Here is a 24,918-nt window from a genome sequence, read left to right as displayed (position 1 = left end):
CCTGCGCACTACTTCGAGACGAGGTTCCGCCAGAAATTCCGCAGGCTCTCGTCGCCGCCGAACAGCGAACTGAAGATCGTGGAGTCCGCCAGCAGCACATCGCCGGCCCGCTCACCACTCGGGGGCATCCACAGGAACATGTTGAACTCGGTGTCGCCGGCGTCGGTGAACGGATGCGGCCTGGAGGTGTCGACCGGCTGCCTGGCCAGCACATGGATGACGTCGGGCTCGTCGGTCGTCACGGCGTAGTGCGGCAAGTGCATGTGGAAGTTGAAGTTGGTCACCCCGTCCAGCCACCCCTTCGCGTCCAGGTCCCCGACCGTGGACAGCGCGGCGATCTTGCCGTCCTCCCGCACCGCGGGGCGCAGTCCGTAGCGGTTCTCGACCGGCACCCCGAGGCCGTGCATCAACCCGCGGACGTACGTGGCGAACCGCTGCTGGCGGGGGACCAGGGGATCGCCGTGATGGTGGTACTCCACGTCCCGCACGCTCAGGTCGTCGGACGCCCCGACGTCGTGGTGCGGGCCCAGGACCAGACAGGCGTCCTCCCTGCGGAGGAAGGCGCGCAGTGCCTCGATCTCCTCGGCCTGGGCCTCCTGCCCGGTGACCATGTGGTCGAGACCGAACACGAACAGGGTGTCGGTGTCGGCCAGTACGCGCTCGTCGAGCGGGGTACGGAAGCCGGCCTGGTCGATGCGCTGGTACACCGGCACCGGGTGTCCGGTGACCTCCTCGACGAACTGCTGGAACGGCACCCAGGCCCAGAAGAACAGTTCCAGCGAACCGGCGATGCCCTGTTGGAACCGAAACGGGTCGGACCACTTCGGGTCCTCGTAGGCGGGCCAGGCCACCCGCCTGACCTCCGTCATCGTGGAGAACCGGTTGTCCAGTTCGGCCGGGTTCCGGCCCGCCTCGGCGGGATAGCTCCAGGAGACGTAGACGCTCACGCGTCGCCGGCCGGGGGTGTGTGCGCGGGGGATGTGGTTCTGGTTGTAGGTGCGGGCGGTCCTGGCCTCGTTCATCTGGTCTCCGATCCGCAGTGGCGAGCGCGCGCCGCGGTCCGCTCTCACTGCATCTGGTCGAGCATCTCGGAGAGGGCGGCCTTGATCCGCAAGGCCTTCTTGATCTCGTCGGCGGTCACGTACGGGTACTCCCCGTACTCGATGAAGCTCGGGCAGTGGTGCGCCCGCACGAACCTGACGAACGCTTCGGGGTTGGTCTTCCAGTCCTCGGGGAACCCTTCGAGGTTCTCGAAGGCCGTGCTCACTCCTGCCTTGCTGAACAGCGCGACGGCGTCCTCGGTGTACTTGTCGAAGTCGGTGTCGAAGATCCCCTGATACATGAAGCGCGTGTCGTCGTCGAAGAGAACCCAGCGGAGGTAGTGCAGCTTCAAGGGCGCGAGAAGGTGGGGGTCTTCCTCCAGAGCCTTGGCCAGGGTGTGGCCGTATGCGCGCATCGTGTCGGCACGGCCGGGCTTGACGTTCGCCACGATGGTGAACCCGTAACACGCCGGTGTCCTCGGAAAGACGGGGCCGTATTTCCCCTGCTCGAACTCGGAGGTGTCCTTGGGGATGAGGGCAGCCTGCGGCTTGATCTCCATGTCCGCTCCTCCCGCCACCGAACGAACGGGGCAATTGCCCTCATATTCCACCTGTGGTCTGCCGGGCGCCATTCCGGGGCCGGATCACATCGCGAGGGGTAACCCCGTGACGAGCGCCGTCGGCACAGTGGCGGTGCGGCAGGGCCAGCCACAGGCGCAGCAGATGGCGCTTGAGGTCGGGCCGGTCGTGGTCCTCGAACTCGGCTCGTGCGTGCATGACCCTGTGGGTGTTGAGCAGCAGCAGGTCGCCCGGTTCGAGGTCGATGTCCAGCCGGGACTCCGGGGCGCCCGCCACGTCGTCGATGAGGTCGAACAGCTCCAGGTCCGCCGGTTTCAGCCGGGGCACCTCGGGGAAGCGCTGGGCGGACTCCAGATAGCGGCGGTTGTAGCGCATGCTCAGCGCGCCTGACGGCGACCGGGCGGCGAGCGGGGCGGCCGTGTACGGCGGCTCCCCGGGGAGCTGCTCCTGCCGGCGGTCGAAGCAGTACGTGCTGTACAGGCGCCCGGCCAGGTCGGGGCGGAGGTCCCGCACCGCGTTGTGGACCGCCGCCGAGCTGACCAGGGACGTGCGCCCGCCGGTGCAGGGTGTCCGCAGGGACAGCAGTGCGAGCAGGTCCGCGCCGTCGGTGTGGAAGGGGAGCGCCGCCCGGGTCTGGTAGCCACGCGTCGCCGGATCGGCCAGGCTGCGACCGGTGTCCCGGACGTGGCCGAGCATGTGTCCGTCCGCGTTCTGCGCGACCGGACGGCCCAGGTACTGGCCGAGGCCCCAGAAGACCGCGCTCGCGGCCGGCTCGCCCAGCCGCTCGACCGGGAGGGCCTTGACGAGCGCGAACCCCCGGCCGTTCTCCAGTGCCTCGGCGATGCGTTCCAGTTCGCCGGCGAGGGTGGGGAGCGGGAAGTCGGCGGCTGTCAGCTTCAGCAGCGTGCGGTCGCGCCTGCGCGCCTGACGCAGGGCGGAGCCGATCTCGGCGAGGTGGTGCGACGAGAGCCGCAGGATCCACTCGTCGCGACGGCCCGCCAGCTCCCCGCCCCGCCACACCGAGGGGCCCGAGCAGCGCGCGGGCAGCGCCTCACCCGTGCCCGTCACACCGGTCATGTACGCCTCCGTACCGGTCATGCACGCCTCCGCACCGGTCATGTACGCATCCTTACGATCATGCGATCAACGGCCCGGAGTGGTTGCCATGAGCGGACCGGGCCGGCGACCGGGGCGCCATGCTAGGTTGCCCGTCCCCGCCGTGCTTGCCGTGGCGTGACATGAGACTTTGCTTTTCGGGACAGTTTCGGGACAGTCTGGAGGGTGCGCATGAAGCCCCTGGTCCGCACCGCAGCCCTCAGCGGTTATGTCGAGCTGTGCCGCTCCCTCGACCTCGACCCGCAGGAGCTGATGAGGCGCGTCGGCCTGGACACCGCCGCCCTCGCGGTCCAGGACCGGTGGATCTCCGGCGCTGCCGCGGTCGAGGTGCTGGAGCTGTCGGCGGCCGCCTCGGGCCACGACGACTTCGGCGTCCTGATGGCGGAGTTCCGGCGCTTCTCCAACCTCGGCCCCGTCAGTCTCGTCGTCCGTGAGGAACCCGACGTGCGCAGCGCGCTGGAGGTGCTGATCCGCCATCAGCACATGTACAACGAGGTCCTGCACGCCCGGCTGTCCGAGGGCGACGGACTGGCCACGCTGAAGGTCGACCTGCGGCTCGGCGAGGCGATGGAGTCCCGGCAGGCGACGGAGCTGGCCGTCGCCGCCTTCCACCGGATCCTGCGCGGCTTCCTGCACCCCCGGTGGCAGCCGCTCTCCGTCTGGTTCCGGCACCCCGCCCCGGCGGACGCCTCGACGCACCGGCGCGTGTTCGGCCCCACCGTGCAGTTCGGTCGCGAGTTCGACGGCATCGTCTTCTACGCCGACGACCTCGACGCGCCCAACGCGATGGCGGACCCTCTGCTGCGCGAGTACGCCCGCCAGTACTTCGAGTCGATCGCCGTCCCCAAGGACACCACGGTCGCGGACCGGGTGCGGGAGCTGATCGAGATCCTGCTCCCGAGCGGACGCTGCTCGATCGAGCAGGTCGCGCGCAGCCTGGGCGTCGACCGGCGTACCGTCCACCGGCGCCTGGCCGCCTCGGGCGAGACGTTCTCCTCGCTCCTCAACGCCACCCGCATGCACCTCGCCGAGCAGTTCGTCGCGAACCCGCGGCGGTCGCTGACCGAGATCTCCGACCTGCTTGGCTTTTCGTCGCTGAGCGCGTTCTCGCGCTGGTTCCGTGAGCAGTTCGGGTGCAGCCCGCGGGCATGGCGCAGCGTCAGGAGCGGGCCCCAACTCCCCGGCCAGGACTGACATCACGGGCGGTACGGACTCGGCCGGTCCATGCCGGCGCACGCACGGACCGCTCGCGCGGCCCACCAAGCATGGGTCACTCGGCCCACTCCACGCCGATGTCCCCAAATGACAAGTTATCCGTCCCCAAGCGTCAAGCGATCACGCGTGCTCGCCCCTACCTTTGCAGCACCGCAGCGACGCGGTCGGCCACCGGAGGGGCCGAGCCGTGGTACTCCCCCTGTGCACGTCCCCCTCCGGACCGGTCGAACGTACCCGGGCCACCCCGTGCCCGCTGTCCTCCGGTGACCCGCATCGATTCTCGCCGGGCATCTCACGCCGCCCCCGCACCGCACGCGGCGGTGGTCCCGGCGACTGATCACCGATCGCACGAAGGAGACGGACCGTGCATTTCCACGACGACTCGCTTTTCCCGGAGAACCAGGAAAAGCTGGTGATCCAGGCCGCTCCCTACGGGCCGGAGTGGCTGCCCGGGGACGCCGACGACCTTCCCCTGACGATGGACGAGCACGTCCAGGCGGCCGTCGACTGCTACAACGCCGGCGCCACCGTGCTCCACATCCACGTCCGTGAGCTGGACGGCAAGGGCTCCAAGCGGATGTCCATGTTCAACGAGCTGCTGGGCCGGCTGCGAGAGGCCGTACCGGACATGGTGCTCCAGATCGGCGGCTCGATCTCCTTCGCCCCCGAGGGCGAGGGCGGCGACGCCAAGTGGCTCGCCTACGACACCCGTCACCTGCTCGCCGAACTCACCCCGGCGCCGGACCAGGTGACGATCGCGATCAACACCAGCCAGATGAACATCGTCGAGATCATGAACGACGACGACCTGGCGGGCACCTCGATCGCGAAGCCCGACTACTACCGTGCCTACCGCGACATGGTCGTCGAGGCGGGTCCCGAGTTCTACCTGGAGCACCTCAAGCGGCTCCAGGCCAATGGCATCCAGGCGCACTTCCAGCTGGCCCACCTGGCCCAGCTGGAGACCGTCGAGCGGCTGATCCGCCAGGGCGTCTACACGGGTCCGCTGGTCCTCAACTACGTCGCGATCGGCGGCGGTTTCGCCGGCCGGCACCCGGCCGACCTGATCGAGTTCATCCGCCGCGTCCCGGACGGCGCCGTGCTCACCATCGAGAGCTCGATGCGTGCGGTGGCCCCGATGAACGCGATCGGCATCGCCCTCGGCTGCCACGTCCGGGTCGGCAACGAGGACAACCTGTGGCGCAGCAAGACCGAGCGGATGTCCTCGGTCGAGCAGGTCGAGCAGATGGTGAAGATCTCCGAGGCGCTCGGCCGTGAGATCGCCACCGGCGCCGAGGCCAAGAAGATCTACAAGATCGGCGAGTACTACGACAGCGCCGACGAGACCCTGGCCCGCCTCGGCATGGTGCCGAACCGCCGTCCCGGTCAGCGCGGGTTCATGCTGCGCGACGTCTGATCGCGGCAAAGGGCATCCCGCCCGCCGCGCAATCACGCGTGGCAGCCACAGGACCGCCGGGGCCACCGCGCCTCCCGGCACCGGCGGCCCTTTCGCTCAACCTCACCTCCCACGAACAACGGAGCACGTTCATGGCTCACGCCATTCGCTTCAAGGAGACCGGCGGTCCCGACGTCCTGAACTGGGAAGAGGTCGTCGTCGGCGACCCCGGCCCGGGCGAGGTACGGATCCGGCACGAAGCCGTCGGACTCAACTTCGCCGACACCTACTTCCGCACGGGCCTGTACCCGGCACCGCTGCCCGCCGGACTGGGCGTCGAGGGCGCGGGTGTGGTCGAGGCGGTGGGCGAGGGCGTCACCCACGTCGCAGAGGGCGACCGGGTCACGTACACCGGAAGCCCGCTCGGTGCGTACAGCACGGAACGGGTCATGCCCGCCGACTCACTGATCCGGCTGCCGGACGGCATCGGCTTCGAGACAGCCGCCGCGATGACCATGCGTGGCCTCACCTCCGCCTACCTGCTGCGCAGGATCCACCCGCTGAAGGCCGGCGACACGATCCTGCTGACCGCGGCGGCGGGCGGTGTCGGTCTCATCGTCTGCCAGTGGGCCAAGCTGCTCGGGCTGACCGTCATCGGCACCGTCTCCACCGAGGAGAAGGCCGAGCTGGCCCGGGCCCACGGCTGCGACCACGTCATCCACTACCGGCGCGAGAACGTGGCCGAGCGGGTGTGCGAACTCACCGACGGCGTCGGGGTCCCGGTCGCCTTCGACAGCGTGGGCCGGACCACGTACGCCTCCTCGCTCGCCTCGCTGGGGCGCCGCGGTCTGCTGGTCTGCTTCGGTACGGCCTCCGGGCCGGTCCCGCCCATCGACGCCATGCAACTGGCCGTCGGCGGCTCCCTGTTCGTCACCCGGCCGGCACTCGCCGACTACATCGCCGACCCCGCGGAGCGTGCCGAACTGGCCGGCGAGCTGTTCGACCACGTCGCCTCCGGCCGCATCGCCATCGAGATCAACCAGCGCTACGCGCTCGAGGACGCCGTCGAGGCGCACCGCGAGCTGGAGGCGGGACGGACCACGGGATCGTCCGTCTTCGTCCTCTGAGTCCGCCCCGATGACCCCTCGACGAGGAGGAAGCACCATGGAAAAGACACTCGCCCCGCTGGAGAGCGCACCCTCTTTGGTGCGCGCCCACTCCCTCGGCTCGATCAAGGTCGACCCGCTGACCTGCACCATCGGCGCCGAACTCACCGGCGTGAACCTCGGCGACGCGGCACGCGACGACGACCTGTTCGCCGAGATCAAGGCCCTGCTCCTCCAGTACAAGGTGCTGTTCCTGCGGGACCAGGACATCACGCGGGCCGAACACGTCGCGTTCGCCGAGCGCTTCGGCGCGCTGGAGGACCACCCGGTCGCCGGCAGCGACCCCGACCACCCCGGCCTGGTCCGGATCTACAAGGACCTGGACAGCCCGGCGGAGCACTACGAGAACGCGCTGCACACCGACGGCACCTGGCGTGAGAACCCGTCCATGGGTGCCGTGCTGCGCTGCATCGAGTCGCCGCCGGTGGGCGGCGACACGCTCTGGGTCAACATGGCCGAGGCCTACCGCCGGCTGCCGGAGCACATCAAGACCCAGATCCAGGGGCTGCGGGCCCGGCACAGCATCGAGGCCACCTTCGGTGCCGTCATGCCGCAGGAGAAGCGGCACGCGCTCAAGGCGCGGTTCCCGGACGCGGAGCACCCGGTGGTGCGCACCCACCCCGAGACCGGCGAACAGATCCTGTTCGTCAACGCCTTCACCACGCACTTCGTCAACTACCACACCCCGGAGAACGTGCGCTTCGGGCAGGACTACGCCCCCGGCGCCGGCCTGCTGCTGAACTACCTGATCAGCCAGGCAGCGGTCCCCGAGTACCAGGTGCGCTGGCGGTGGACGCCGAACAGCGTCGCCATCTGGGACAACCGCTCCACCCAGCACTACGCCGTCCAGGACTACTGGCCCGCCGTCCGGCGGATGGAGCGCGCCGGAATCGTCGGCGACCGACCGTTCTGACGCTCCTCCGTCCGCCGCCTTCCCCACTCCCCCGCCCCCACTCCCCCTCCCCGTCCCCCACTCCCCCATCCCGCACTCCCCGTCCCCTTCCCTTCCTTTCCATCAAGAGCAGTCGAGGTGATGACAATGGGGTTTCTCACCACTGCGGAACCCGCCCAGGGCAGAACCGGTTCCGGTTCCGGTTCCGGTGCCTCCACGTGGCCCGTGTCCCGGCGCTACGCCTGGGTGGTCTTTGCACTGAGTTTCGGACTGCTGCTCTCGGACTACATGTCCCGGCAGGTCCTGAATGCGGTCTTCCCGATGCTGAAGGCCGACTGGCTGCTCTCGGACGCCCGGCTGGGCTCCCTCAGCGGCATCGTGGCACTGATGGTCGGTCTGCTCACCTTTCCCCTCTCCCTGCTGGCCGACCGATGGGGCCGGGTGAGGTCCCTGGTCATCGCGGCGACGGTGTGGAGCCTGGCGACCCTGGGCTGCGCGGTGGCGGCGAGCTACGGCCAGATGTTCGTCGGCCGGCTCTTCGTCGGCGTGGGTGAGGCCGCGTACGGCAGTGTCGGCATCGCCGTGGTCCTCAGCGTCTTCCCCCGCGCCATGCGGGCGACGCTGTCGGGCGCCTTCATCGCCGGCGGGGCCTTCGGCTCGGTCCTGGGCATATCCATCGGCGGGGCCCTGGCCCAGGCGTTCGGCTGGCGCTGGGCGTTCGGCGCGATGGGCGTCTTCGGCCTGGTGCTCGCGGGCGTCTACGCCGTCGTGGTCACGGAGAAGCGGCTGGCCCCGGCGCAGAATCCGGCCGGGGCCGGGGCCGAGGACGAAGCCGAAGCCGGAGCCGTGGCCGATGAGCGCGAGAGTCTCCGCGTGCTCCTGCCGCGGTTGTTCTCCTCCGTCTCGGTGATCAGCGCCTACATCGGCAGCGGTCTGCAGTTGTTCATCGCGGGCGCCCTGATCGCCTGGCTGCCCAGCTTCTTCAACCGCTACTACGACATGCCGACCGCGAAGGCGGGTGCGACCGCGGGCCTCTTCGCCCTGGTGATCGGGATCGGCATGGTCGTCGGCGGAATCGCCTCGGACCGGATCAGCCGGGGCGCCCCGATCCGCAAGTGGGCCGTCGCCATCAGCTGCAGCGTGGGCTCCCTCGTCCTGCTGATGACCGCGTTCCGCCTGCCGACCGGCCCGGTGCAGCTGCTGGTGCTGGCGTTGGGAGCCCTGCTGTGCGCGGGAACGGCCGGGCCTGGGGCCGCCATGGTGGCGAACCTGACCCCGGCGGCCATCGCCGCGACGGCGTTCGCCACGCTCACCCTGGCCCAGAGCCTGCTCGGCCTCGCCCCCGGCCCTGCCGTCACCGGGCTGCTCGCCGACCACCTCGGTCTGCTCGGCGCGCTGCGCCTCGTCCCGCTCGTGGCGATCGCGGCCACCGGGGCCTTCCTGATCGGCCGTCACTTCTACGACCGTGATCTGCGCCGTCTGTCCGGGCAAGCCCCGGCGCCGGAGCCCGAGACGAAGGACTCGGAGGTGTCCTCGTGAGCCGTGCCACCGAGCCGGCGGTCGTGATCGTCCCCGGCCTGCGCGACCACGTCGAACAGCACTGGCAGACCCTGCTGGGGGCTCGGCTCGCCGAGGCCGGGCGGACCGTCCGCACCGTTCCCCCGCTGACACACGACCAGCTCAGCCGCGAGGCCCGTGTCGCCGCGCTGGACAAGGTGATCTCGGAGATCGCGGGGCCCGTCGTACTGGTCGCCCACAGCGCCGGCGTGATCACCACCGTCCACTGGGCCCAGGGGCACGAGGCCGAGGTGCGAGGGGCGCTGCTCGTCACGCCCCCGGACTTCGAGACACCGCTCCCGGAGGGCTACCCCACGCCCGAGGTGCTCGACGAGAACGGCTGGACACCGGTGCCGCGCAAGCCGCTGCCCTTCCCCAGCATCGTCGCGGCCAGCTCGAACGACCCCTTGGGCACCGTCGAGCACGTCGCCGAACTGGCCCGGGACTGGGGCGGCCGCCTCGTGGCACTGGGCGAGGTCGGCCACCTCAACCCCGCGTCCGGCTACGGCCCGTGGCCGCGCGCGGAGGAACTGCTCCGCGAGCTCGAACACAGCTGATCCCCCGTGCAGCCCCCGCGAAAGGCACCGATGATGAACACCGGCATCCACACCGGCACCGACACCGACCTGCTGTGGTCTCCCGGTCGCCGCGAGTTGGAGGACTCCAATGTCGCGTGCTTCATGGAATGGGTGAGCGAGGAGCGGGGGCTGCACTTCTCCGACTACGCCGAGCTGTGGCGGTGGAGCTCCACCGACCTGCCCGGCTTCTGGTCGGCGGTGTGGGAGTACTACGGGCTGGACTCGGTCACCTCGTACGACGAGGTCCTGAGCGACGCGTCGATGCCGGGTGCCGTCTGGTTCCCCGGTGCCCGGCTGAACTTCGCCGAGCGGTGCTTCGCCCAGGCCACCGACGCCCGCCCCGCGCTGATCAGCATCGCCGAGGGCGGCGCGCCCGTGGAGACCTCGTGGCAGGAACTGCGCCGCCAGGTCGCGGACGTCGCGGCGGCGCTGCGCCGGATGGGCATCGGACCCGGCGACTGCGTGGCCGGATACCTTCCCAACCTCCCGCAGACCGTGGTCGCCCTCCTTGCCACGGCCGCCGTCGGCGCCGTGTGGACCGCGTGCTCCCCGGACTTCGGCACTCCCAGCGTGCTCGCCCGGCTGCGGCAGGCGGAGCCCGCCGTCCTCGTGGCGGCGGACGGATACCGCTACGGCGGCAAGACGTACGACAGACGCCCGGAGGTCGCCGAACTCGCGGACGGACTGCCCACCCTCCGTCACCTCCTCGCGGTCGACAACCTCTTCGCGACCCCGACCGAGCCCTGGACCGCCCGGGCCGGGATCGAACAGCACGCCTGGTCCACCCTGCCGGCCGCCGAGTCCCCCCTGGAGTTCGCCGCCCTGCCCTTCGACCACCCGCTCTGGATCCTGTGGTCATCAGGGACCACCGGCATACCCAAGGGGATCGTCCAAGGTCACGGCGGCATCGTCGTCGAACTGCTCAAGGCACTCGGTCTGGGCGCGGATCTGCGCGCCGACGACCGCTACCTCTTCCTCACGTCCACGAGCTGGATGGTCTGGAACTTCCTCGTCGGCGGCCTGCTGCACGGCAGCACGATCATCCTGTACGACGGCAGCCCCACCTTTCCGGACGTCAACGGGGCCTGGCGGATCGCCGAACGGACAGGCGCCACCATGGTCGGCGTGGGTGCGGCGTACCTCGCCGCCGTGGAGAAATCGGGCACGCATCCCGCGGCCGAGTTCGACCTCAAGCCGATGCGCTCCATCCTCCAGACCGGATCGGCCCTGCCGGCCGGCACCTGGCGCTGGGCCTACGACCGCCTGGCACCGCACGCGTGGCTCCAGTCCATTTGCGGCGGTACCGACATCTGCTCGGTGCTCGCCGGCGGTTCTCCCCTGCTGCCCGTACGCGTGGGCCGTATCCAGGGCCCCGCGCTCGGCGTCGCGCTGGCCTCCTGGGACACCGGCGGGCGCCCCCTGACCGGCGAACAGGGCGAGCTGGTGGTGACCGCGCCGCTGCCGTCCATGCCGCTCCACTTCGTCGGCGACCCCGACGGCACCCGCTACCGGGCCGCCTACTTCGACACCTACCCCGGGGTCTGGCGGCACGGCGACTGGGTCACCGTCGACGCGGACCTGTCGGTCGTCGTCGCCGGCCGCTCCGACTCCACCCTCAACCGCATGGGCGTACGGATGGGCTCCGCCGACATCTACTCCGTCGTCGAGCAGCTTCCGGAGATCGCCGACAGTCTCGTCATCGGCGTGGAAGAGCCCGACGGCGGCTACTTCATGCCCCTGTTCGTCGTGACGGCCGACGGCGTCGCCCTCGACGAGGCGCTGCGCGAGCGGATCACCACGGCCATCAGGCGCCGGTTGTCCCCGCGCCATGTGCCCGACGTCATCGTGCCCGTCCCCGCCGTCCCGCGCACGCTCACCGGCAAGAAGCTGGAAGTACCGGTCAAGCGAATCCTGCAGGGTGCGCGCGCCGGTGACGTCAGCAGCGAAGGATCCGTCACCCACCCCGAGATGCTGGACTGGTTCGCCGACTTCGCCCGGCCACCGTTCAGCCCGACCCCCGGCCGCTCGGTCTTTCCCGGTGAATCGGGGGCGCGGTAGCCTCGGACCGCAATCACTGACAAGAAACGACACGCACGAAAACACGGCCCGGTCGGTAGTCCGGGCGCCCGGGCCGGCACGGCGCGGGTCAGTAACCTCCCCTCCCAGGGTGTCCGGTGCGTGCCGCCTGACGTCGCACGGTGTGCGGCGCCACCATGGGAGGACCTGTGCCGAGTACGTTCACGGTGTACTTCGACGACCCGTTCTGGGTCGGTGTCCTGGAGATCGCGGACGAGGACGGGGTGCGCGCCGCGCGCCATGTCTTCGGCGCGGAGCCGACCGGGCCGGAGCTGATGCAGTTCTCGCTGCGCGCGTTCGACGGTCTGCTCGCCCGGGCACTGGCCTGCGAACCCGTCGATCCGGACAACGCCGCCCGGCAGCGCCGGGTCGTCAACCCCAAGCGACAGGCCCGGGCCGTCGCGCGCGAACAGCGGGCCCGGCCGGTGAGCACCATGGCCCAAGAGGCGATGGCGCGCGCCGTCGAACAGGCCAAGCAGGAGAACCGGCGCGCGGCGAAGCGGCGCAGGGCCGAGGAGGCGGAACAGCGCCGCGAACAGGCCCGCCAAAAAGCGAAGTCCCGCCACCGCGGCCGATGACGGGTCCTGTGGACGGTGACGGGCCCTGTCGGCGCGGCCTGATCTCCGGTGTGTATGCCTCCGAGGCTGTGCCTTGACCTTCCGGCGCACTGGAGGGTCTACCGTCGGGGAGTGGCCGTGAGCTGGGAGGACGACGCCATGCGGATCACACTGCTGACCGTGCCCGACTGCCACAGCACGCCGGTGATCGAGGAACGGCTCGCCCGGGCGCTCGAGGGCCGGGACGCGGACGTGGAGCGGATCGAGGTCGGCGACCCCGAGGAGGCCATTCGGCTCGGGATGGCCGGCTCGCCCACTGTGCTGATCAACGGCGTGGACCCGTTCGCCGAGCCGGGCGCCCCCGCATCCCTGTCCTGCCGTCTCTACCGTGGCTCGGACGGCCGCGTCGAGGGGGCACCGAGCATCGCCGATCTACGACGCGCCCTGGACGAGGCGGATCCATGCTGAACAGTGTCGAACTCGGTCGATGGTGTGGTGCCGACCGGCTCGGTCGCGTCCTGGCAAGATGGCGGCATGGAACGAGTGCTTGGAATCGGTGGATACTTCATGCGGGCCGCCGACCCTGCCGCCCTGAACGCGTGGTACCGCGATTGCCTGGGCCTGGACGCCGATGAGAACGGCGTGTGGCGTCAGGAAGCCGGGGTGACGGTGTTCGCGACGTTCGAGTCCGAGACCGACTACTTCGGGTCCCGCGCCCAGCAGACCATGCTCAACTTCCGCGTCCGCGATCTGGATGCCATGCTCGCGCAACTGCGCGCCAAGGGAGCGGACGTGGCCGAAGAGACGCAGGACATGGAGGGCGTCGGTCGATTCGGCTGGGTCACCGATCCCGAGGGCAATCGGATCGAGCTCTGGCAGCCCGCCTGAGGTGAGTCCGGATGCCGCCGGTATTTCCTTGTACATCCGATCTGAATGCAGGGTACGTTACAAGACTTTGTTCCGATCGGAAGGAATGCCATGGACGCGCCCACCCTGCACAGCCGCTTCCTCAGCGACGTGCTTCCCCGGATCCAGCAGGACGCGCGAGTGACCGGTGTTGCCGTCGCGGGGTCGATCGCGGGCGGACACCCCGACATCTACTCCGATGTCGACCTGATCGTGGTCGTCGACGACGAGGCGTTCGACTCGGTCATGAAGGAACGTCTCACGCTGATCGGCTCATGGGCCGCCCTCGTGGCCGGGTTCACCGGTGAGCACGTCGGCGAACCCCGGCTGATCATCACGCTCGTCGGGCCGCCCCTTCTCCACGTCGACTTCAAGTTCGTGCGGGCCTCCGACTTCGCCGAGCGCGTCGAGGACCCGGAGATCCTGTGGGACCGGGACGGCCGCCTGGCCGAGGCGCTCGCGGAGCAGCCGCCGACACCCACGTCGCTCGACCTCCAGTGGATCGAGGACCGGTTCTGGACCTGGGTGCACTACGGTGTGACGAAGCTCGGCCGCGGTGAACTGTTCGAAGTCATCGGCTTCCTCAACTACCTGCGCGAGGCCGTCCTGGGTCCCCTGGCGGCTCGCCGGGTGGGTGCGATCCCGCGCGGGGTACGCCACCTCGAATCCATCGCACCGGATGAGGCGCGCGAGCTTCGGGCCACCCTGTGCGGTTACGACCGGCACGACGCCGGCCGGGCACTCCTTGCCGGCGTCGACCTGTACACCCGGTGGCGAGACGAAGCTGGAGCGCCGATCGAGCGCAACCGTCAGGCCGAGAAGCTCGCCGTGCAGTACCTCCACCAGGTCATCGATCAGGCCGACTGATCGACCTGGTAGTCGAACCAGATGCGATGCGTGCCATCGTCGTCGACCGCCATCCCGCCGGCGCCGGCGATCCCCGCCAGCTCGCCGGTGCCGCTCGACGGCACGATGGTGAAGAACTCGGCGGTGCGGTCGCTGCCCGTCGTCGTCGCCGAGTGCACGAAGTTGAAGGAACCCTGCCGGCCGTGCAGTGAGCCTTCGAACGACTCCATGGCGACATACGTGCCCACGCCGGTCGTCTGGTCGAACGCGGCGGTGAACAAGGTCGCCGCGCGCCCGGCGATCTCGCCCTCGAAGTGCTTCTCCATGGTCGCGACACCGACCGGCAACCCCGTGGACACGGCCGGCTCGGGCTTCAGGTCGGTCGGGACGAACGCTTTGACGGTGAATGTTCCTGTGGCTCTCATGCACCGACCGTACCGAGAGGGTCTGACAATCGAAGCCGGACCCGAGGCAGCCCCCGGCTCGCGGGCTGGAACGAAGGCTGGGACGCGCGGCGTTCAGACGCGGACGAGTTTCAGCGCCTCTTTCAGGTTGTACTCGGCGATGCCGGCCATGAACGCCCGGTCGGGAAAGTCCCCGTCGAGCAGCCGCAGCGGCCCCGCCGTCAGCGACAGCCTCTGCGCCAGCATGTAGAGCGCGAGCCGGTCCTCGTCCAGGTCGTCCGCCGCCAGCGCCCGATAGGCATCACCCATACGGATCCGCAGAAACACGTGCTCCCATTCGACGTCGAAGTACATCGAACCCTCGATGTCGATCACCACGGGGTTCCCGTCCGCGTCCACCAGCACATGGTCGGGCCCCAGCTCGCCGTGCACGACGGTGTATTCCGCGCGCGGCCGCACTGCCGCCGCCAGGTCCGTGAGCCGCTCCTCCAGCCGGACCCGGGCTGCCGCGATCCGCGGATCACGCGACGCGGCCTCCGCCAGGTCCCGCAGCGCACGCTCGAGGACGACCCCCTCGCACGACGTCCCGCGTGACGTTCCCCCGCCGTCGACGACGGCCACCTTGCCGTACCTGGGCGCCCGGTGACACCGCATCGCCGCCAACGCCTCGCCGAGCCTGCGCATGACCGGGCCGGCCGCACGTGGGTCGCGCGTGAGGAGGTGCTCCAGGTTCTCGCCGGGGATGTCCTCGACGACCACGACATCGGATGCGCAGTGGCCGCCGGCGCGGTCGACCAGACGGATCACCGGAACGCGGACGCCGAGCGCGTCCAGGCGCGCGTGCGCGGCCTCGAACAGGTCGAGCCCGAGACCGGGCGAGAACGGGTCGGTGAGGTCGTCGTCGCCCTCGGCCGCCGGCCAGTAGTTCTCGGCTTCGTCCCACAGATAGGCGACCGCCGTCGTCGTGTCGTCCATCACCAGGCGGTACACGCCCTTCTTGCTGCCGCCCGCGACCCGCTCGACCGCCTCCAGTCGCCGGCCGCCCCCCAGCGCAGCCCGTGCGACGCCTTCCAACTGCCCTCGCGTTGCCGCCCTCAGTGCCATGATTCCGAACCGCCTCCCCGCCACGACAACCCGCGCACCCTACGCGCGTATCGACGAGCGGGGCGATTCGTTTTGCGCGGCCTGCCCTGCCTCGGACCGCACACGAGAGCCTGCGGGACGCACGCCCGGGTCAGACGCCGCCCAGGTCAGGCGCTGCCCTGGTCAGACGCCGCCCTGGTCAGACGCCGCCCTGGTCAGGCGCTGCCGGGCGCGGACGTGCTGCGCGGGGGCCCACTGTGCACTCCCGTCCGGTACTTGGGGATCCGGATCGTGATCTTCATCCCGGCTCCGACACCGGTCTCGATGACCATGCCGTGGTCGTCTCCGTAGACCTGCCGCAGCCGCTCGTCCACGTTGCGCAGCCCGATGCCCGTCGCGGGGCTGTCCTCGCCGCGCAGGATCCGCCGGAGCCGGTCCGGCTCCATGCCGACTCCGTTGTCCTCGATGACGATGCGGGCCAACGCGCCCTCGTCCTGCGCGGCGATGGTGATACGGCTGCGTTCGACGCTGCCCTCCAGTCCGTGCTTGACCGCGTTCTCCACCAGCGGCTGCAGGCACAGGAACGGCACGGCCACGGGCAGCACCTCGGGGGCGATCTGCAGGGTCACCTCCAGCCGCTGTCCGAACCGGGCCCGCACCAGCTCCAGGAACTGCTCGATCGAGCGCAACTCCTCGGCCAGGGTGGTGAATTCACCGTGGCGGCGGAAGGAGTAGCGAGTGAAGTCGGCGAACTCCAGCAGGAGTTCACGGGCCCGTTCGGGGTCGGTGCGGACGAACGAGGCGATCGCCGCGAGGGAGTTGTAGATGAAGTGCGGGGAGATCTGTGCGCGCAGTGCGCGGATCTCCGCCTCGATGAGTCCCGTGCGGGTCCGGTCGAGTTCGGCGAGCTCGAGCTGTACGGAGACCCAGCGCGCCACCTCCTCGGTGGCCCGGACCGCGGACGCCGACTCCCTGGCGCCGAGCACAACGAGGGTGCCGAGCACGCGCTGGTCGACGGTGAGCGGCGCGGCGGCGCCCCAGCGGACCAGGCAGTCCGTGTCCCGGCAGCCGACGGCGAAGGTCTGCGTGCGGCCGGTGGCCAGTACCTGCCGGACCCGGTCCAGGGCCGTGTCCTCGTGGTGCCGGCCCGGCCCCTCCCAGGCCAGCAGCCGGTCCTCGTCGGTGAGGCCGAGCGCTGCCGTGCCGAAGAGCGGACGGAGCCGTCGTACCGCCTTGCGGGCCGCGTCCTCGGTGAGTCCGGCGCGCAGCGGGGGCGCGGCGACGGAGGCGGTGTGCAGGGTGTGGAAGGTGGCGCGTTCCACGGGGGTGCCGAGGTCCGTACCGCCCGGGGCTGCCCGGCGCACGAGGAGCCGTCCGGTGGCGAGGCCCGCGGCGAACAGCAGGGCGCCGCCGGCGACGACGAGCAGGAGGATGAGCCCGCTCATGCGCGGTTCCGGGTGGCGGCGGGCGGGCGAGTCGTCATCGGGTCGTCACCTCTCAGGGGTGGTCCTCAGGGGGTGGTCCTCAGGGGGCTGGTCTTGAGCAGGGGCGCTCCTCAGCGCGTGGTGAACGCGCCCGGTCCGGCGGGGCGTTCGGGCAGATGGAGGCGGGCCATGGCCGCGTCCGTACCGTCCGGGATCCGGTCCCGGGTGGCGAGGGAGACCAGGATCATGGTCAGGAAGCCGAGCGGTACCGACCACACGGCCGGCCAGGCGAGCAGGGTGTGCGCCCAGCCGTCCCGCAGCGGTCCGGCGATGGTCAGCGCGACCGCGGTGAGGGCGCTGCCACCGCCGGTGAGCAGGCCCGCGATCGCGCCGGGCGCGGTGAGTCCGCGCCACCAGATGCCGAGCATCAGCAGCGGGCAGAAGGACGAGGCGGCCACCGCGAAAGCGAGCCCCACGGCGTTGGCGACGGGCAGTCCGCTGACGGCCACGCTCACCACGGCGGGTACGGCGATCGCCAGGAGCGTCGCCAGCCGGAAGTGGCGGACGCCGAGGGAGGGCAGGACGTCCTGGCTGAGCACACCCGCGACGGACATGGCGAGTCCCGAGGCGGTGGACAGGAAGGCGGCGCAGGCGCCGGCCGCGATGAGGGCGCCGAGAAGATTGCCGCCGACGCCTCCGACCAGGCGCTCGGGGAGCACGAGGACGGCGGCGTCCGTGTTGCCGGTGAGCAGCAGATCGGGGGCGTAGATCCGGCCGAGGACGCCGTAGAGGGGCGGCAGCAGATAGAAGCCGCCCACCATGGCGAGGACGATCACGGTGGTGCGGCGGGCGGCGCGGCCGTCGGGGTTGGTGTAGAAGCGGACGAGCACATGGGGCAGACCCATGGTGCCGAGGAAGGTGGCGCATATCAGCCCGTACGTCGTGTAGAGCGGGTGATCGTCCCTGCCGCCCGACAGGGGTGCCGCCCAGCTGGACGCGCCGGCATGCCGGCCGCCGTCGGTCTCGCGCTCGGGCACCTGGGCCTTCGGCGGGAAGCGCAGTGTCGTACCGGCGCTGATCTCGTGGACGCCGGGGTCCAGTGCCAGGCGGCCGTCGTCGTAGTCCTTTCCGTCGACGGCGCCGTCGGCGACGGCCCGCAGCGGCTCCTGGATCCTGATGTGCAGGGTGCCCTCGACGGTGACCTGGGTGTGCTCGCGGAAGGTCGGCGGCTCGTCCAGGGCGGCTCCGGGGCGCGGGTCGCCGTGCCAGGCGACGGCCAGGAAGATCGCGGGCACGAGCAGGGCGGTCAGCTTCAGGCAGTACTGGAACGCCTGGACGAAGGTGATGCTGCGCATGCCGCCGGCGGCCACGGCCAGCGTGACGACGACGGCGACGAGTGCTCCGCCGAGCCAGCGCGGTGCGCTGGTGACCAGGCCGAGGGTGAGGCCCGCGCCTTGGAGTTGGGGGATGAGGTAGAGCCAGCCGATGCCGACGACGAGCACGCTGGCGACGCGTCGCGCGGCCCGGGACTCCAGGCGCGATTCGGCGAAGTCGGGCAGGGTGTAGGCCCCCGACCGGCGCAGCGGGGCCGCGACGAACACGAGCAGGACGAGATAGCCGGCGGCGTATCCGGCGGGGAACCAGAGCATGTCGACGCCCTGGGCGGCGACGAGCCCGGCGATCCCGAGGAACGAGGCCGCCGAGAGGTATTCGCCGCTGACGGCCATGGCGTTCAGGTACGGCGGAACGGTGCGGGAGGCGACGTAGAAGTCCGACGTGGTGCGGGAGATGCGCAGGCCCGTCGATCCGATGACCAGCGTCATGACGACCGCCGCGGACACGGCCACGATGCCGTACGTCTGGTTCACCCGGCGGCCCCGGACGCACGCTCGAGGCGGCGCGGCTCGACCTCGGTCACCTTCCGGGCCTTTCGACGAGGTCGACGAGGTCGGCGGCGTCCCGCTCGTTGCGTTCCGCGCGTACGACGTACCACCGGCCGATGAGCACGAGCGCGGGGTAGACGGCCACGCCGAGGACCGCGTAGACGATCAGGGCACGGCCGCCGGGCCAGTCGGCCGTGCCGGGCAGCGCCCTGAAGGCGAGGGGCAGTGGCCCGAGCAGGACGACGAGGAGGCCGAATGCCCCGATGCCCAGTCGGAGTTGACGTCGCATCAAGGCCTTCAGGGCGGGGAGGTCGACGGCTGGGTCCGCCTCGTACACCCGGGCCGGACGGGCCGGCCTGGCCTGACCGGCCTGACGGGCGCGGCGGGCGGGGCCGACACCGTGGCCGTGGCCGTGGGCCGTACCAGAAGTCGTCGGAGCGCCCGTGACCACTTCACGCCGAGGAGTCCCAGGTGCACTCATGCCGCGTTCCTCCGACCGCGATGATCACGCCTCGCAGTGGAGTGTACGCATCAGGAAACCCGAGGGACAGATTTCGGTCGCGCCTCGGCGCACGATGGGGAGAACATCCGAGCTCGGAGCCCGGGGCCGTCCCCCTCGGTGCAACGGGCCCGATGTCCTGTCGCAGGCCTGACCACGCGTCAGGAGCCGGTCGTTATGGCTTTCGATCGGGAGCGTAGGGCGCGTGGATGCTGCGGTTACGCGGCTCGGCTTCCACAGGGCCACCGTGGTCTCGGCGTTGAGGATCTGCACCTTGTACGTGTAGTCACCGTGAACGTGCAGGACCTGCGGACGCGCGGGGGCAGCTTGGGCGCCGACGGCTGGTCGGTCGGGTTCTTAACCCCAACCCGCTTTCCTCACTGCTTACTTCACTACTTGACGTAAGTGGTCTGTACCTCTAGTTTCACGGCTCGAACACGCATCGTGCGACGCGCTCACCGCTGACCCAGCCTTCACGAGGTGAACGCCGCAGGGTGCCCACCCCCCACCGAAAGGCCACCTTTCTCATGGCCAAAACCCTGCCCGCTGCCGTCGTCACCGCCGCGCTGGGGCTCTCCGCGTGCCTGCTCACCGCCGTCCCCGCCCACGCGGACACCGGCGCCATCACCGGACTCGCCGGAAAGTGCCTCGACGTCGCCGGCGCCAACTCCGCCGACGGCACCGCCGTCCAGCTCTACGACTGCAACGGCACCGCAGCCCAGCAGTGGACGGTCGGCAGCGACGGCACGATCCGCGCCCTCGGCAAGTGCCTCGACGTCACGGACAACTCGACCGCGAACGGCGCCAAGATGCAGCTGTGGAGCTGTACCGGCGGCGCCAACCAGAAGTGGACCGTCACCGCCGCCCACGACATCGTCAACCCGCAGGCCGACAAGTGCCTGGACGTCACCGACAACAACCCCGCCAACGGCACCCGGACCCAGATCTGGAGCTGCACCGGAGGCGCAAACCAGAAGTGGAACGCACCCGCGAGCGGAGGCGGCGGTACTCCGTCCGGATTCGTGGTGTCCGAGGCGCAGTTCAACCAGATGTTCCCGAACCGGAACTCCTTCTACACCTACAGCGGCCTCACCGCCGCGCTGAGCGCCTACCCCGGCTTCGCGAACACCGGCAGCGACACGGTGAAGAAGCAGGAGGCCGCGGCCTTCCTCGCCAACGTCAGCCATGAGACCGGCGGTCTCGTGTACGTCGTCGAGCAGAACACCGCCAACTACCCGACCTACTGCGACTGGAGCCGGCCGTACGGCTGCCCCGCGGGCCAGGCGGCTTACTACGGACGCGGCCCGATCCAGCTCTCCTGGAACTTCAACTACAAGGCCGCCGGTGACGCGCTCGGCATCGACCTCCTGAACAACCCCTGGCAGGTGGAGAACAACGCGGCCGTCGCCTGGAAAACGGGCCTGTGGTACTGGAACACCCAGTCCGGGCCAGGCACCATGACCCCGCACAACGCGATGGTGAACCAGGCCGGCTTCGGCCAGACCATCCGCAGCATCAACGGCTCGCTGGAGTGCGACGGCAGGAACCCGGCCCAGGTGCAGAGCCGCGTCGACGCCTACCAGCGCTTCACCCAGATCCTCGGCGTCTCGCCGGGCGGCAACCTGTACTGCTGACGCGAGCCGCCCGACAAGGAGCCGCAATGCGCAAGCCGAATTCCCTGACCAAGGTCCTGCTCGGCGCACTCGGCGCGATGACGCTCGTCGTGGCGGTCCCGGCCGCCGCCCACGCGAACGTCCTCACCCTGCTGCCGCAGAACGCCGACGGCCTGGAACAGACCTTCTCCCCCCCTACGACTACGACGGCGACGGCTGCTACGCCACCGCCGCCATCGGTGCCGACGGCACCGTCAACCCCGGCCTGAAACTCGGCGGCGACGTCAACGGGCACTGCCACGACTACGCCCAACTGGCCAACGCCAACACCTACTCACGCGAGAAGTGCAACAACGGCTGGTGCGCGGTGATGTACGCCAGCTACTTCGAGAAGGACCAGGCCACCCTGGGCCCCGCGGCCATCGGGCACACCCACGACTGGGAGCACGTGGTGGTGTGGATCAACAACAACGAGGTGCAGTACGTCTCGGTGTCCCAGCACACCGGCTACCAGGTCGCTGCCCGCTCCTCGGTCCGCTTCGACGGCACCCACCCCAAGATCGTCTACCACAAGGACGGCGTCTCCACCCACGACTTCCGCTTCGCCAACAGCAACGACGACCCCCCTGAGAACGTGACCGGCGGCTGGTTCTACCCCCGGCTCGTGGGCTGGAACGGCTACCCGGCCGGCTTCCGGGACAAGCTGATGAGCGCCGACTTCGGCGCCGCCACCATCAAGATCAAGGACGCCGACTTCGCCTACGCCCTGGCACACTCCATGCCCTCGGGCATCCCCTTCGACCCCAACGCCTGACCCTCCGGACGCACCCTCGGGGCGCCCGAGCCGGTCCACCCGACCGACACGCGCCGCACACGACCACTGCCGCAGCGCGGGGCGCCCCGCAGCATGCATCCACGTCGCGGGCCCGGACGGCTCGGGCAAGCGCGTTCACATCGCTGAATCGGGGTGAGGTCATGGCCGACCGGCTCCGGTCTCGCCGTCCGCGGGTGACCGGGAGCCCTCCTCCACCGTGGCCATGTCCAGACCGGAGCTGACGGCGTGCTTGTCGCCGATGCGCTGCAGATAGGCCCAGCGGTCAAGGTGATCGCAGGCCCAGGCCGGGTCGTAGGCCGCCGTGGGCAGCTGAGGTACGCGCTTGCGGCCGGTTTCGTCGAGGCGGTACGGAACCTCGAAGGCAGTGTTCCAGCCGTCCAGGTCCGCGGCGAAACGCGCTTCCGCCTCCGTCGCGTCGATCCCGAGGTACTGGGCGATCTCCCCCCAGGAACTGCCCCGCTCGCGTTCGTAGATCACGGCCGAGACCAGTGCGCGTTCGGCGAGTTCGACGAGCTGGGACGCCTGGCTGACCCGGCCTCCGGGACCAGTGTCAGGGTCGTTCCCGGTGGCGACCAGGCCCCTCGCGCTCTCGGCCACGTCCACGGCGTGGTCGCACAGGACCAGGCGTGCCAGTGCCTGGCGGGTGAATCGGGCACGCTCGGTGTCGTAAGGGGTTGTCGGGGTCACCGGCGCAGTCTCCCAGGGCCTGCGCGCATCCAGTACGGGTTTTCTTCCGCCCGGCCCGCGACGGCCCCACGTCAAGAGAACCTCGGAGTCGAAACCGATTGCCCCGTCACGGCCGGCCCCGCATGATGCCGGGATGCGCTTCTCCATCAACATCCCGAACTTCGGGGACTTCGCCGATCCCCGCAACGTCGCGACCGTGGCGGCGGCAGCGGAACAGGCCGGCTGGGACGGGCTCTTCGTCTGGGACCACGTGCTGCACCGGCAGCACCAGGGACGTCCCTTCGGAGACCCCTGGATGCTGCTGACCGCGGCGGCGCTGGCGACCTCTCGGATCCGGCTGGGCACCCTGCTGACGCCGGTCCCCCGTTACCGCCCGCAGCAACTCGCCCGCCAGGTCGCCACTTTGGACCACCTCAGCGGCGGCCGAGTGATCTTCGCCGCCGGCCTGGGCGGTCCGGTCGAGGACGAGTACCGCAGCTTCGGTGACAGCGCCGATCCACGCCGCCTCGCCGAACGGCTGGACGAGGGCTTGGAGTTGCTGGACCGCTTCTGGTCCCGCGAGCCGGTGAGCCATCGTGGCCGGCACTACGAGGTGCGGGACGTGACGCTGCTGCCCGCCACCGTGCAGCGGCCCCGGCCGCCGGTGTGGATCGGCGGGTTCTGGCCGCGTCGTCCTCCCATGCGGCGGGCCGCGCGGTGGGACGGTGCGGTGCCGCTCTTCGAGACGGCGCGGCATGGGCATGTGCCGGATGTGGCGGAGGTGAGGGAACTGGTCGGCTATGTGCGCAAGCACCGTACGGACGAGGCCGAGCGTCCCTTCGAGTTCGTGCTCGGCGGCGCCACGCCCGCGGACCCGGCGGCGGCCAGGGACGTGATCGGTCCGCTTCGCGACGCCGGCGCCACCTGGTGGGACGAACGGCAGCTCCAGACCGGCCCCGACCTGGATCGTCTCCCCCCGGTGCTGCGCCGCATCGAGGCGGGGCCGCCGAAGGTCGATTAGAGGCCCGCACAGGCGATGCACTGGTCTTGAAGCGGCGACATCGTGTGATCACACTGCACTCATGCCGAGAGTGAGGGGACGCGTTGCGGCCTACGTGGTGGCACTGGTCCTTCTGGCCACCACCTCCGTGACCACACACGGCCTCTCCGCCGGACGCCCCACCTGGGCCCAGCCGCCGTCCTGAGGGCACTGAGCAACTCTCGCCCGCCGCCTGTGCGTCAAGGCTCCCGCCGGTACACGACTCACGGCGCGTCGCGATGCTGAGCGTGTCGGCGGGGACGGACGGTTACCGTGGGGAGCGGTTGATGATCCGTTGCCGCCCGTTGACGGGAGGGGAGTTCTTCGATGCCCGATGAGCCGATCTTGGTGCTGGCGGCGACCGGCGGACAGGGCAGGGCGGTGACCGACGCGCTGCTGGCCCGCGGGGCGCGGGTCCGGGCTCTGGTACGTGATCCCGCCCGGGGAGCCGCGCGCGAGCTCGCCGGCCGGGGCGTCGACGTGGTCGCGGGATCCCTGAGCGATCGTGAGTCGCTCGCCGCGGCGATGAGCGCGGTCGCCGGTGTCTTCGCGTACACCACTCCCTTCGAGGCCGGGGTCGAGGCGGAGGTGGAGCAGGGGCGTGCCATCCTCTCCGCCGCGACCCGGGAACGCGTTCCGCACCTCGTGTTCAGCTCTGTCGCCGGCGCCGACCAGGACAGCGGAGTGCCGCATTTCGAGAGCAAGGCGCGCATCGAAGCGGAGCTGACTTCCGGCGAGGTGCCTTACACGATCCTGGGGCCGACGTACTTCTTCGACAACGCGCTCGGCGGTGCGGAGCGCATCGCCGACGGCATTCTTGATCTGCCGCTGCCGCCCGATCGGCCGCTGCAGCAGCTCGCCCGCCCCGACCTCGGCGCGTTCGCGGCGGACGTGCTGCTCAACCCCGCCCCGTACGTCGGGCAGCGCATCGAGCTGGCAAGCGACGCGCCCACTCCCACGCAGATGGCGGCCGCGCTCGGCGTGGCGCTGGGACGGGACGTCCGTCATGAGTACACACCGCTGGAGATGATCGGCAATCCGGACATGCATGCGATGTGGACGTTCCTGAACGGCCCCGGGTATCGGGTCGACATCCCGGCGCTCCATGCCGCTCACCCAGAGATCCGCTGGACCCCCTTCGCGGACTGGGCCCACGACACGTGGGCGCGCACCCGCTGACGCGGCCGACCGCGAAGGGGCGCCGACCCCGCCGCGAGGAGCCGGGCCTGGACGGCCGGCACACCAGGGACGGGGTTCGACGAGGCCGCTCAGCCGCTGGTGCTCCGGACGGCCTTTCGGATCAGAACCGCGGTGACGATGGCGAGGTAGGCGGCGCGGGGTGCGGACCCGTTCCCCGGCCGTCGCCGACGACGGCTACGGCCGGTCGATGCCGAGGTCCGTGTCGACGTCGTACGCGGATTCCGCGTGGCCGGCTGTCGGATGTGCGATGTCGGTCCCCAGGTCGAATGTCGCGCCGTCGATCGCCTCCGCCAAGGAGTCCTCCTCGTGCTCGGACTGCGCACGACGGTGGTGCTCGGCCATTCGTTC

Annotated in this window: 25 protein-coding genes and 1 pseudogene; 16 read left to right on the top strand and 10 right to left on the bottom strand. The window is 70.4% G+C overall.

Annotated elements, in window-relative coordinates; translation table 11 throughout:
• Positions 1 to 8: 8 nt before the first annotated feature.
• The 3 genes from ABZ865_RS23525 to ABZ865_RS23515 are packed head-to-tail and all read right to left on the bottom strand — an operon-like array spanning position 9 to position 2,738.
• Positions 9 to 1,022, bottom strand: a complete 1,014-nt coding sequence (locus ABZ865_RS23525) for a hypothetical protein (RefSeq protein ID WP_361233485.1) — start codon at positions 1,020 to 1,022, stop codon at positions 9 to 11.
• Positions 1,023 to 1,066: 44 nt separating this feature from the next.
• Entirely contained in the window at positions 1,067 to 1,600 is a 534-nt protein-coding gene (locus ABZ865_RS23520; RefSeq protein ID WP_361233483.1) for a hypothetical protein, read from the bottom strand.
• A gap of 40 nt (positions 1,601 to 1,640) precedes the next feature.
• A complete protein-coding gene (locus ABZ865_RS23515; protein ID WP_361233480.1) occupies positions 1,641 to 2,738 on the bottom strand; it encodes a TauD/TfdA family dioxygenase in 1,098 nt (365 codons plus the stop codon).
• Positions 2,739 to 2,906: 168 nt separating this feature from the next.
• On the opposite strand from ABZ865_RS23515, the gene ABZ865_RS23510 reads away from it, so the two are divergent.
• From ABZ865_RS23510 to ABZ865_RS23460, 11 genes are all read left to right on the top strand, one after another.
• Positions 2,907 to 3,929: an AraC family transcriptional regulator gene (locus tag ABZ865_RS23510; RefSeq protein WP_361233674.1), complete on the top strand. Its 1,023-nt coding sequence runs from the start codon at positions 2,907 to 2,909 to the stop codon at positions 3,927 to 3,929.
• A gap of 385 nt (positions 3,930 to 4,314) precedes the next feature.
• Complete coding sequence (locus ABZ865_RS23505; RefSeq protein WP_361233477.1) at positions 4,315 to 5,367, top strand: 3-keto-5-aminohexanoate cleavage protein; 1,053 nt, start codon at positions 4,315 to 4,317, stop codon at positions 5,365 to 5,367.
• 131 nt (positions 5,368 to 5,498) lie between these two features.
• Positions 5,499 to 6,473: a quinone oxidoreductase gene (locus tag ABZ865_RS23500; RefSeq protein ID WP_361233474.1), complete on the top strand. Its 975-nt coding sequence runs from the start codon at positions 5,499 to 5,501 to the stop codon at positions 6,471 to 6,473.
• A 37-nt stretch (positions 6,474 to 6,510) separates the two neighbouring features.
• On the top strand, positions 6,511 to 7,425 hold the full coding sequence (locus ABZ865_RS23495; protein ID WP_361233470.1) for a TauD/TfdA family dioxygenase: 915 nt from the start codon (positions 6,511 to 6,513) through the stop codon (positions 7,423 to 7,425).
• Between the two features lie 126 nt (positions 7,426 to 7,551).
• Positions 7,552 to 8,943 (top strand): MFS transporter, encoded by a 1,392-nt coding sequence (locus ABZ865_RS23490; protein ID WP_361233468.1) that lies wholly within the window; start codon positions 7,552 to 7,554, stop codon positions 8,941 to 8,943.
• The gene (locus ABZ865_RS23485; RefSeq protein WP_361233465.1) at positions 8,940 to 9,518 is read left to right on the top strand and encodes an alpha/beta hydrolase; all 579 of its coding nucleotides are present in this window, start codon (positions 8,940 to 8,942) and stop codon (positions 9,516 to 9,518) included. Before ABZ865_RS23490 ends, ABZ865_RS23485 begins: the two co-directional genes overlap by 4 nt.
• Positions 9,519 to 9,524: 6 nt before the next feature.
• Complete coding sequence (locus ABZ865_RS23480; RefSeq protein ID WP_361233463.1) at positions 9,525 to 11,597, top strand: acetoacetate--CoA ligase; 2,073 nt, start codon at positions 9,525 to 9,527, stop codon at positions 11,595 to 11,597.
• A gap of 167 nt (positions 11,598 to 11,764) precedes the next feature.
• Positions 11,765 to 12,193: a YjdF family protein gene (locus ABZ865_RS23475; protein ID WP_361233460.1), complete on the top strand. Its 429-nt coding sequence runs from the start codon at positions 11,765 to 11,767 to the stop codon at positions 12,191 to 12,193.
• Between the two features lie 117 nt (positions 12,194 to 12,310).
• A complete protein-coding gene (locus ABZ865_RS23470) occupies positions 12,311 to 12,640 on the top strand; it encodes a hypothetical protein (protein ID WP_361233457.1) in 330 nt (109 codons plus the stop codon).
• Between the two features lie 66 nt (positions 12,641 to 12,706).
• Positions 12,707 to 13,060, top strand: a complete 354-nt coding sequence (locus tag ABZ865_RS23465) for a VOC family protein (protein WP_361233671.1) — start codon at positions 12,707 to 12,709, stop codon at positions 13,058 to 13,060.
• Between the two features lie 90 nt (positions 13,061 to 13,150).
• Positions 13,151 to 13,945, top strand: coding sequence for a nucleotidyltransferase domain-containing protein (locus tag ABZ865_RS23460; protein ID WP_361233453.1), 795 nt, complete (start codon positions 13,151 to 13,153; stop codon positions 13,943 to 13,945).
• Here ABZ865_RS23460 and ABZ865_RS23455 read toward each other — a convergent pair.
• From ABZ865_RS23455 to ABZ865_RS23435, 5 genes are all read right to left on the bottom strand, one after another.
• Entirely contained in the window at positions 13,933 to 14,349 is a 417-nt protein-coding gene (locus ABZ865_RS23455; RefSeq protein ID WP_361233451.1) for a DUF3224 domain-containing protein, read from the bottom strand. The two genes, ABZ865_RS23460 and ABZ865_RS23455, sit on opposite strands and share 13 nt — an antisense overlap.
• 93 nt (positions 14,350 to 14,442) lie before the next feature.
• A complete protein-coding gene (locus ABZ865_RS23450) occupies positions 14,443 to 15,432 on the bottom strand; it encodes a phosphotransferase (protein ID WP_361233448.1) in 990 nt (329 codons plus the stop codon).
• A 194-nt stretch (positions 15,433 to 15,626) separates the two neighbouring features.
• Positions 15,627 to 16,856 carry a histidine kinase gene (locus ABZ865_RS23445; RefSeq protein ID WP_361233446.1) on the bottom strand — a complete coding sequence of 410 codons (1,230 nt, stop codon included), beginning with the start codon at positions 16,854 to 16,856 and terminating at the stop codon, positions 15,627 to 15,629.
• A gap of 110 nt (positions 16,857 to 16,966) precedes the next feature.
• Complete coding sequence (locus ABZ865_RS23440) at positions 16,967 to 18,703, bottom strand: cation acetate symporter (protein ID WP_361233443.1); 1,737 nt, start codon at positions 18,701 to 18,703, stop codon at positions 16,967 to 16,969.
• A 46-nt stretch (positions 18,704 to 18,749) separates the two neighbouring features.
• Positions 18,750 to 19,199 carry a hypothetical protein gene (locus ABZ865_RS23435; protein ID WP_361233440.1) on the bottom strand — a complete coding sequence of 150 codons (450 nt, stop codon included), beginning with the start codon at positions 19,197 to 19,199 and terminating at the stop codon, positions 18,750 to 18,752.
• Positions 19,200 to 19,744: 545 nt separating this feature from the next.
• Here ABZ865_RS23435 and ABZ865_RS23430 point away from each other — a divergent pair.
• Positions 19,745 to 20,851, top strand: coding sequence for a lectin (locus tag ABZ865_RS23430; protein ID WP_361233437.1), 1,107 nt, complete (start codon positions 19,745 to 19,747; stop codon positions 20,849 to 20,851).
• A 26-nt stretch (positions 20,852 to 20,877) separates the two neighbouring features.
• Positions 20,878 to 21,644: pseudogene (locus ABZ865_RS23425) on the top strand (NPP1 family protein).
• Between the two features lie 159 nt (positions 21,645 to 21,803).
• Here ABZ865_RS23425 and ABZ865_RS23420 read toward each other — a convergent pair.
• Positions 21,804 to 22,352: a hypothetical protein gene (locus tag ABZ865_RS23420; protein ID WP_361233434.1), complete on the bottom strand. Its 549-nt coding sequence runs from the start codon at positions 22,350 to 22,352 to the stop codon at positions 21,804 to 21,806.
• 133 nt (positions 22,353 to 22,485) lie between these two features.
• Here ABZ865_RS23420 and ABZ865_RS23415 point away from each other — a divergent pair, with 133 nt between their 5' ends.
• The 3 genes from ABZ865_RS23415 (at position 22,486) to ABZ865_RS23405 (ending at position 24,549) form a co-directional block, all read left to right on the top strand.
• Complete coding sequence (locus tag ABZ865_RS23415) at positions 22,486 to 23,352, top strand: LLM class flavin-dependent oxidoreductase (RefSeq protein WP_361233431.1); 867 nt, start codon at positions 22,486 to 22,488, stop codon at positions 23,350 to 23,352.
• Between the two features lie 61 nt (positions 23,353 to 23,413).
• The gene (locus ABZ865_RS23410) at positions 23,414 to 23,536 is read left to right on the top strand and encodes a hypothetical protein (protein ID WP_361233428.1); all 123 of its coding nucleotides are present in this window, start codon (positions 23,414 to 23,416) and stop codon (positions 23,534 to 23,536) included.
• Between the two features lie 161 nt (positions 23,537 to 23,697).
• On the top strand, positions 23,698 to 24,549 hold the full coding sequence (locus ABZ865_RS23405) for an NmrA/HSCARG family protein (protein ID WP_361233426.1): 852 nt from the start codon (positions 23,698 to 23,700) through the stop codon (positions 24,547 to 24,549).
• A gap of 195 nt (positions 24,550 to 24,744) precedes the next feature.
• On the opposite strand, the gene ABZ865_RS23400 is transcribed toward ABZ865_RS23405, so the two are convergent.
• Positions 24,745 to 24,912, bottom strand: coding sequence for a hypothetical protein (locus ABZ865_RS23400; protein ID WP_361233423.1), 168 nt, complete (start codon positions 24,910 to 24,912; stop codon positions 24,745 to 24,747).
• Between the last annotated feature and the right edge of the window lie 6 nt (positions 24,913 to 24,918).

Origin of the sequence: Streptomyces sp. NPDC047085, assembly GCF_040643735.1 — a bacterium.
Classification (GTDB): Bacteria; Actinomycetota; Actinomycetes; order Streptomycetales; family Streptomycetaceae; genus Streptomyces.
The sequence above is the reverse complement of the archived record's forward strand: the minus strand, read 5'-3'. Positions and strand labels throughout refer to the sequence as shown.